The 7,390-nt window shown below is 70.0% G+C and carries 9 protein-coding genes; 6 read left to right on the top strand and 3 right to left on the bottom strand.

From position 1 onward, the window contains the following. A partial coding sequence (locus P409_RS20990; protein WP_152613465.1) for a murein hydrolase activator EnvC family protein occupies positions 1–443 on the top strand: 443 nt, incomplete at its 5' end. Between the two features lie 47 nt (positions 444–490). On the opposite strand, the gene P409_RS20985 is transcribed toward P409_RS20990, so the two are convergent. Continuing rightward, complete coding sequence (locus tag P409_RS20985; protein ID WP_034843148.1) at positions 491–1,393, bottom strand: LysR family transcriptional regulator; 903 nt, start codon at positions 1,391–1,393, stop codon at positions 491–493. Positions 1,394–1,509: 116 nt separating this feature from the next. On the opposite strand from P409_RS20985, the gene P409_RS20980 reads away from it, so the two are divergent. Then, positions 1,510–2,667: a M20 metallopeptidase family protein gene (locus P409_RS20980; protein ID WP_034843145.1), complete on the top strand. Its 1,158-nt coding sequence runs from the start codon at positions 1,510–1,512 to the stop codon at positions 2,665–2,667. Between the two features lie 2 nt (positions 2,668–2,669). Beyond that, positions 2,670–4,196 (top strand): AbgT family transporter, encoded by a 1,527-nt coding sequence (locus P409_RS20975; RefSeq protein ID WP_202964748.1) that lies wholly within the window; start codon positions 2,670–2,672, stop codon positions 4,194–4,196. Positions 4,197–4,229: 33 nt separating this feature from the next. Here P409_RS20975 and P409_RS20970 read toward each other — a convergent pair whose 3' ends face one another. After that, positions 4,230–5,102 (bottom strand): ATP-binding protein, encoded by an 873-nt coding sequence (locus P409_RS20970; protein ID WP_034843141.1) that lies wholly within the window; start codon positions 5,100–5,102, stop codon positions 4,230–4,232. Between the two features lie 169 nt (positions 5,103–5,271). Between P409_RS20970 and yajC the strand changes: the two genes are divergently transcribed. From yajC to P409_RS20955, 3 genes are all read left to right on the top strand, one after another. Beyond that, a complete protein-coding gene (gene yajC, locus P409_RS20965) occupies positions 5,272–5,715 on the top strand; it encodes a preprotein translocase subunit YajC (protein ID WP_034843137.1) in 444 nt (147 codons plus the stop codon). A 23-nt stretch (positions 5,716–5,738) separates the two neighbouring features. Further along, positions 5,739–6,113 (top strand): Mth938-like domain-containing protein, encoded by a 375-nt coding sequence (locus tag P409_RS20960; protein WP_034843134.1) that lies wholly within the window; start codon positions 5,739–5,741, stop codon positions 6,111–6,113. A 114-nt stretch (positions 6,114–6,227) separates the two neighbouring features. After that, the gene (locus P409_RS20955; protein ID WP_034843132.1) at positions 6,228–6,677 is read left to right on the top strand and encodes a cupin domain-containing protein; all 450 of its coding nucleotides are present in this window, start codon (positions 6,228–6,230) and stop codon (positions 6,675–6,677) included. Here the strand turns inward: P409_RS20955 and P409_RS20950 are convergent, their stop codons facing one another. Further along, positions 6,678–7,148 carry an FAD-dependent monooxygenase gene (locus P409_RS20950; RefSeq protein ID WP_052121064.1) on the bottom strand — a complete coding sequence of 157 codons (471 nt, stop codon included), beginning with the start codon at positions 7,146–7,148 and terminating at the stop codon, positions 6,678–6,680. Positions 7,149–7,390: the final 242 nt, after the last annotated feature.

The following is a 7,390-nucleotide window of genomic DNA, read 5'->3' as shown; positions in this document are numbered from 1 at the left end:
GGCCGTGCCACCGGTGGCCAGCGCCACCGTGCCGCCGCCGGCCGCCACCCACGGCCCCGGCCCGGGGCGGCGGCCGCTTCGCCTGGCCGGTCACCGGCTCGGTGATCGCCGGCTTCAACGCGCCGCTGGCCGGCAAGCCGAACCAGGGCATCAACATCGCCGCCCCGGCGGGCACGCCGATCAAGGCGGCCGGCCCCGGCGTCGTCGCCTATGCCGGCAACGAGCTGCGCGGCTACGGCAACCTGGTGCTGATCCAGCATGGCGACGGGCTGGTCACCGCCTATGCCCATGCCGCGTCGCTGTCGGTGAAGAAGGGCGACCAGGTCGGCGCCGGCCAGACCATCGGCACGGTCGGCCAGACCGGCGCCGTCGACCAGCCGCAGCTGCATTTCGAGGTGCGCAAGAACAGCCAGCCGGTCGACCCGAAGCAGTACCTGCAGTGAGGGTTGACGGATAAGGGATTCCGTTTCCTGTCATTGCCGGGCTTGACCTAGGGCCGCTCCACCGGCGCCAGTTCGGCCAGGAGGGCGTGCAGGAAAGCCCGGACCGCGGCCGGCAGAGTGCGGCCGGCCATGGTCAGGATGTGCAGCGTGCTGTCGGTCATGCTCTCATCGGCGACCGGCACGGCGACGAAGCCGCCCAGCGCCACCCGCCCGAGGTCGCGGATGGCGCTGGTGAAGTGGATGCAGCCCTCGATGTCGCTGAAGCGGCGCAGCGCGGCCATCGAGTTGGTGGACAGCACCGGCTCCAGCGCCAGCCCCTGCAGGTTGCAGGCGGCGTCGATCAGCTGGCGCTGGGTGCGGTCCGGGTCGGGCAGGGCGACGGGGTAGGGCCGGGTGTCGGCCAGGGTCAGGCTCTCCCGCCCGGCCAGCGGGTGATGCGCCGGCATCAGCGCGTGCATCGGCCGGCGGATCATCCGCTCCACCGCCGTGCCGCGCGGCGGCGCCAGGTTGAAGGTGACGCCGATGTCGGTCTCGCCGTCCCGCACCCGCTCGGCGATCTCGACCGAGGTGCCGATCCACAGATGGAAGCTCACGCCCGGATGCTCGCGCCGGAACGCCGCCACCACCGGCGTCAGGACGTCCAGGCCGAAGCCCTCGAAGCTGGCCAGACGGACATGGCCGCGATGGGGGCCTTGCAGTTCGCGGATCTCGGCCGCCGCGCGCTCGCCGTCCAGCATCGACCGGCGGGCATGGCTGGCCAGGATCTCGCCGGCGGCGCTCGGCACCATGCCGCGCGGCCGGCGCTCGAACAGCTCGGCCCCCAGCTCGCGCTCCAGCTTGGCGATCTGGCGGCTGATGGCGGAGGCGGCGACGTTCAGCCGCTTCGACGCATCCGCGATCGAACCGGAGCGGGCGACCTCCAGGAAGTACCGAAGCGCGGTGCTGTGCATGCCGGTCCTTTCCTCCGTTGCCGAAGCGGCAACGCGTTGTGCGAATTATGGTGCTTGTGGCATGCGGGTCGCGTTCCTACCAGGGAGGATGAACGACAACCTGGACAGGGATGGCAATGGACAGCTTCTCGCCCGAGGCGATCGCGGAAGCAGTAGCGACCCGCCGGCATCTGCATGCGAACCCCGAGCTGAAGTACGAGGAGCGCGGCACCGCCGACCTGGTGGCGTCGCGGCTGCGCGGCCTCGGCTACGCGGTCGAGACCGGGGTGGCCGAGACCGGCGTGGTCGGGCTGCTCGACACCGGCCGGCCGGGGCCGACCATCGCCTTCCGCGCCGACATGGACGCGCTGCCGATCCTCGAGGACACCGGCCTGCCTTACGCTTCGACCGTCCCCGGCAAGATGCATGCCTGCGGCCATGACGGGCACACCGCCTCGCTGCTGCTGGCCGCCGGCGGCCTCGCCGGCATGGCCGACCACCTGTCGGGCCGGATCAAGCTCCTGTTCCAGCCGGCGGAGGAGGGCGGTCTGGGCGCCGCCCGGATGATCGAGGCCGGGGTGCTGGACGGCGTCGCCGCCATCTACAGTTATCACAACCGGCCCGCCTATCCGCTCGGCCGGGTCTTCGCCAAGACCGGCCCGACCATGGGCGGCAGCTCGCTCTACGAGGTCACCATCACCGGCAAGGGCGGCCATGCCTCGCGCCCGGACCTGGCGATCGACCCGATCTTCGTCGGCACCGCCGTGGTGCAGGCGCTGCAGAGCGTGGTGTCGCGCCGTCTGTCGCCGCTGGAGTCCGGCGTCGTCACCGTCACCCAGTTCCATGGCGGCAACAGCCACAACATCATCCCGATGGCGGCGACGCTGGCGATCAACACCCGCGACGGCTCGCCGGCCGCGTATGAGCGGATCGACCAGGAGCTGCGCTGGGTGATCGCCCAGACCTGCGAGGCGCATGGCGCCACCGCGGCGATCGCGCAGAGCATGCGCATCCCCTCGGTGGTCAACGATGCCGGCGAGACCGACTTCGTTCTGGCCACTGCCCTGGACACAGTCGGCCCCGACCGCTCCGGCCGGATGGACGCGCTGCCGACCATGGGGGCGGAGGACTTCGCCTTCTATCTGGAGCAGGTGCCGGGCTGCTTCTTCTTCGTCGGCAATGGCGAGGACAGCGCCTATCTGCACCATCCCCGCTACGACTACCGCGACGAGATCCTGCCGGTCGCCGCCGGGATGTTCCTGGCCATTGCCGAACGCCGCCTGGGGGGCCGCTGACCATGACCGCCGACTCCCACGCCGAAGACCGCTCCTGGATGCAGCGCTTCCTGGCCCTGATCGAGCGCGCCGGCAACCGCCTGCCGCACCCGTTCCTCCTGTTCCTGATCCTCTGCGCCGTCGTCGCCGTGCTGTCCTGGCTGATGGCGATGGGCGGCGCCTCCGGCATCAACCCGAAGACCGGCAAGGAGATCGCGGTCCAGAGCCTGATCTCCGGCGACGGGTTGGTCTTCGCCCTGACCTCGATCGCCAAGAACTACGTCAACTTTCCGCCGCTCGGCGTCATCCTGGTGATCATGCTGGCGATCGGCGTGGCCGATAAGGTCGGGATGATCGCCAGCCTGATGCAGGTCAGCGTGATCAAGGCGCCGCGGGTCCTGACCACCTTCGTCATCTTCCTGGTCGGCATGTGCAGCCACATGGCGTCCGACGCCGCCTACATCGTGCTGATCCCGCTCTCGGCGATGATCTTCCAGGCGGTCGGGCGCAACCCGCTGGTCGGCGCCGTCACCGGCTATGTCGCGGTCGGCGCCGGCTACGACGCCAGCCTGTTCATCACCCCGGTCGACATCATCCTGTCCGGCATCACCACCGGCGCCGCGCATGCGATCGACCCGAAGGCCTATGTCTCGCCGCTCGACAATTACTACTTCATCGCCTGCTCGGCGGTGCTGCTGTCGCTGGTCGGCACGCTGGTGATCGAGCGGATCGTCGAGCCGCTGGCCGGCAAATACACCGGCGACGTGGTGCTGAAGCTGGAGCCGATCGGCCAGGTCGAGAGCCGGGCGCTCAAGCGTGTCGGCTGGGTGGCGCTGGCCTTCCTCGTGGTGGTGCTGGCCGCGGTGCTGCCGGCCGGATCGCCGCTGCGCAACGAGCAGGGCGGGCTGGTGCCGTCGCCCTTCCTCGACGCCATCGTCGCCATCCTGGCGGTGTTCTTCCTGACGCTCGGCTGGGTCTATGGCTCCGCGGTCGGCAAGGTGAAGAGCGCCCGCGACGTCGCCGGCTACATGGCCGAAGCGGTGAAGGAGCTGGCGCCGACCCTGGTGCTGTTCTTCGCCATCTCGCAGTTCCTGGCCTGGTTCCGCTGGACCAATCTGGGCGAATGGATCGCGATCCACGGCTCGCACCTGCTCGACACCGGCGGGCTGGGCGGCACGCCGCTGGTGCTGGCCTTCGTGCTGCTGGCGATGGTGATGAGCGTCTTCATCACCTCCGGCTCGGCGCAATGGTCGCTGATGGCGCCGGTGTTCGTGCCGATGATGATGCTGGTGGGGCTGGAGCCGGCGCTGGTCCAGGCCGCCTTCCGCATCTCGGATTCGGTCACCAACGTGATCTCGCCGATGAGCCCGTATTTCGCCGTCTGCCTCGCCTTCCTGCAGCGCTATCAGAAGGACGCCGGCATCGGCACGCTGGCGGCGATGACGCTGCCGATCTCGATCGGCTTCCTGGTCGCCTGGACCGCCTTCCTGGTGCTGTGGATCGAGCTCGGCCTGCCGCTGGCGCCGGGCGTCGGGCTGTTCCTGCCGTGAGGAGAGAGGGGCGGCGCAGGCCGCCCCGTCTTCCTACTTCGGAGCCTCCAGCCGCTTGCCCAGGCGGCCGGCCAGATCCTGGATGTATTGCCAGGCGACGCGGCCGGAGCGGGAGCCGCGGGTGATGGTCCACTCCAGCGCCTCGGCCCGCAGCGCCACGGGATCGATCTCCAGGCCGAAGGCCTTGGCGTAGCCCTCGATCATCTCCAGATAGGTGTCCTGGTTGCAGCCGTGGAAGCCGAGCCACAGGCCGAAGCGGTCGGACAGCGAGACCTTCTCCTCCACCGCCTCGCCGGCGATGATCGCGGTCGACCGCTCGTTCTCGATCATCTCGCGGGCCAGGATATGGCGGCGGTTCGAGGTGGCGTAGAACACGACGTTCTCCGGCCGGCCCTCGATGCCGCCCTCCAGGATTGCCTTCAGGGACTTGTAGCTGGCGTCCTGGCCGTCGAAGGACAGGTCGTCGCAGAACAGGATGAAGCGGCGGTCCGAGGCGCGCAGCAGGTGCAGCAGCCGGGGCAGGGAGGAGATGTCCTCGCGATGGATCTCGACCAGGGCCAGGATGCCGTCGGCCTCGCCGTTCACCGCCGCATGCACCGACTTGACCAGCGAGCTCTTGCCCATGCCGCGCGAGCCCCACAGCAGGGCGTTGTTGGCCGGCAGGCCCTGGGCGAAGCGGCGGGTGTTCTCCAGCAGCAGGTCGCGCTGCAGCTGGATGCCCTGCAGCAGGTCCAGATCGACCCGGCTGACCGCGGCGACCGGCAGCAGCCGGCCGTGCTCGGCATCCCAGGTGAAGGCGTCGGCGCTGGCCAGATCGGTCGGCGCCGGCGGCGGCGGGGCCAGCCGCTCCAGCGCATCGGCGATGCGGGTCAGCAGCTGCAGATGTGTCGGGTCCAGGTCGGCCACCGGACGGTCTCCTTCGTTTTCGGCCCGCCGACGCTAATGATCGTGCCGCAGGGCTGTCGAGATCAACCGCCGCAGGGCTCCCTTGTCGCAGCCGCGGGCGGACCGGATTCCGTTGCAACGGTAGCGCCTGCCGCTATAGTCGCGCGCGACTGCAAAGGTGGAGCGAAAGATGCTGATTTCCGAGGCTTACGCCCAGACGGCTGATGCCGGCGCGGCCGGTGGTGCCGGCCTGCTCGTGCAATTCGCGCCGCTGATCCTCATTTTCGTCGTGTTCTACTTCCTGCTCATCCGGCCGCAGCAGAAGCGGGCGAAGGAGCATCGCGACATGCTGGGCGCGCTGCGCCGCGGCGACCGCGTCGTCACCGGCGGCGGCATCATCGGCACCGTGCAGAAGGTGGCCGATGACGAGCTGACGGTGGAGATCGCCGAGAATGTCCGGGTCAAGGTGCTCCGCAGCACCGTGACCACGGTCCTGGCCCGCACCGAGCCGGCCAAGGGCGGCGGGTCGGGCAACGGCGACAAGGACGAGGAGGCTGTGCCCCCGGCCGCGGCCAATGCGCCGGCCGAGGCGGACAAGCCGAAGGGGCTGGGCCGCTTCCTGTCGCGGAAGTGAGCTGAACGGGGGCGGGATCGGCCATGGAGATCAACTCCGTCATCCCGCCCGGCCGGCGGATGATCGATGGCTATCCGTCCGGCGGCTTCCGGGTCGCCGGCACCCTGTACGAAGGGCCGATGCTGATCTGGCCGGAGGGCGAAGCGCCCTGGTCGCTGGACCGGATCGAGGATCTGGCCCTCGCCCATCTCGACCCGGTGCGGCGGATCGACCCGCCGGTCGAGGTGCTGCTGATCGGCTGCGGCCCCCGCATGGTGCTGCTGCCCTCGGCGCTGCGGCGGCAGATCCGGGAGGCCGGCATCGGCATGGACGCCATGGACACCGGCGCCGCCTGCCGCACCTACAACGTCCTGATCTCGGAAGGCCGGCGCGCCGCCGCGGCCCTGATCCCGGTCTGACGACATCACCCGACGCTGATCGAGGCCCGCTTCGGCGGGCCTTTTTGCTGCCTGCCTTTTCGTCGCGGACGCCGTACTCTTCCGGCAATCGCAACAGCAGCAGGGAGACGCGACATGAAGGCGATGACGGCCGGCATCACCGGGGCCGCGGAGGGGATCGACGGCATCTCCTGGTCGATCCTGGGCCAGACCTATGTACCGAAGCAGATCTCGGCGGACAGCTTCGCCTGGCACGCCACCTTCGGCATCGGCACCTTCGTGCCGCCGCACATCCACCCGCTGCAGGACGAGTTCCTCTACATCCTCGAGGGCAGGCTCGACTTCATGCTCGATGGTGCCAACGCCTCGGCCACGGTCGGCGACCTGGTGCGCCTGCCGAAGGGCATCCCGCACGGCATCTTCAACAATAGCGGCGCGATCGCGAAGTCGCTGTTCTGGGTGGCGCCGACCGGCCGGCTGGTTGAGCTGTTCCAGGGACTGCACGACCTGCCGGAACAGACGCCCGAGGCGGTGGTGGCGCTGGCGGCCAAGCACGACGTCGACTTCCTGCCTCCCCCCGCCTAGTCAACGGCGCAGCTGGGCCGGGGTGAAGCCCGCGACCGTCGCGTAGCCGCGGACGATCGCCTGGCGATCCGCATGCGGCAGGACGGCGTCGATGTCCTCGAAGCCGTCCGGCGCCAGCTGCTCGATCACGTCGATCACGCCCTCCGGCCCGCCGCTGCGGTTCAGCCGCACGATCTCCGCCGTCTTCGGCCGGCGGTCCGCCTCGTAGCGCTCGAGTGCGGCGACGGCATCCGACGTGTCCGCCAGGGCGTCGGCCAGCGCGCGGGCATCGAGGATCGCCTGGGACGCGCCGTTCGATCCCACCGGGTACATCGGATGCGCCGCGTCGCCCAGCAGCGTCACCCGGCCATGCCGCCACCGCGGCAGCGGATCGCGGTCGCACATCGGGTACTCCCAGAACTCCGGCGTCGCAGTGACGATCTCGACGATGTCGGCCTCCGGCAGCGCGAAGCGGCGGGCATGCGGCAGCATCTCCTCCAGCCGGCCGGGCCGCGACCAGTCCTCGCGCCGGGGCGGCGGCGTGCTGCCGTCGCCGAGGCGGTGTTGAAGGCGTAGAAATAGGTCGCCAGGAACGGGACGACGTGCAGCTGCTCGGGGATATCCTTCTTCAGGCTGGGGATCTGCTCGCTCGGCAGGTCGAAGGTGATGTCGAGCTCGCCCGCCCGGAATCGCTGCAGCTCCGAGCCGCCATCCTCGGTCGGGAAGTACATGAC

It is taken from the genome of Inquilinus limosus MP06 (genome assembly GCF_000767795.1).
GTDB classification, from domain to species: domain Bacteria; phylum Pseudomonadota; class Alphaproteobacteria; order DSM-16000; family Inquilinaceae; genus Inquilinus; species Inquilinus limosus_E.
This window is presented reverse-complemented; position numbering and strand designations above follow the sequence as displayed.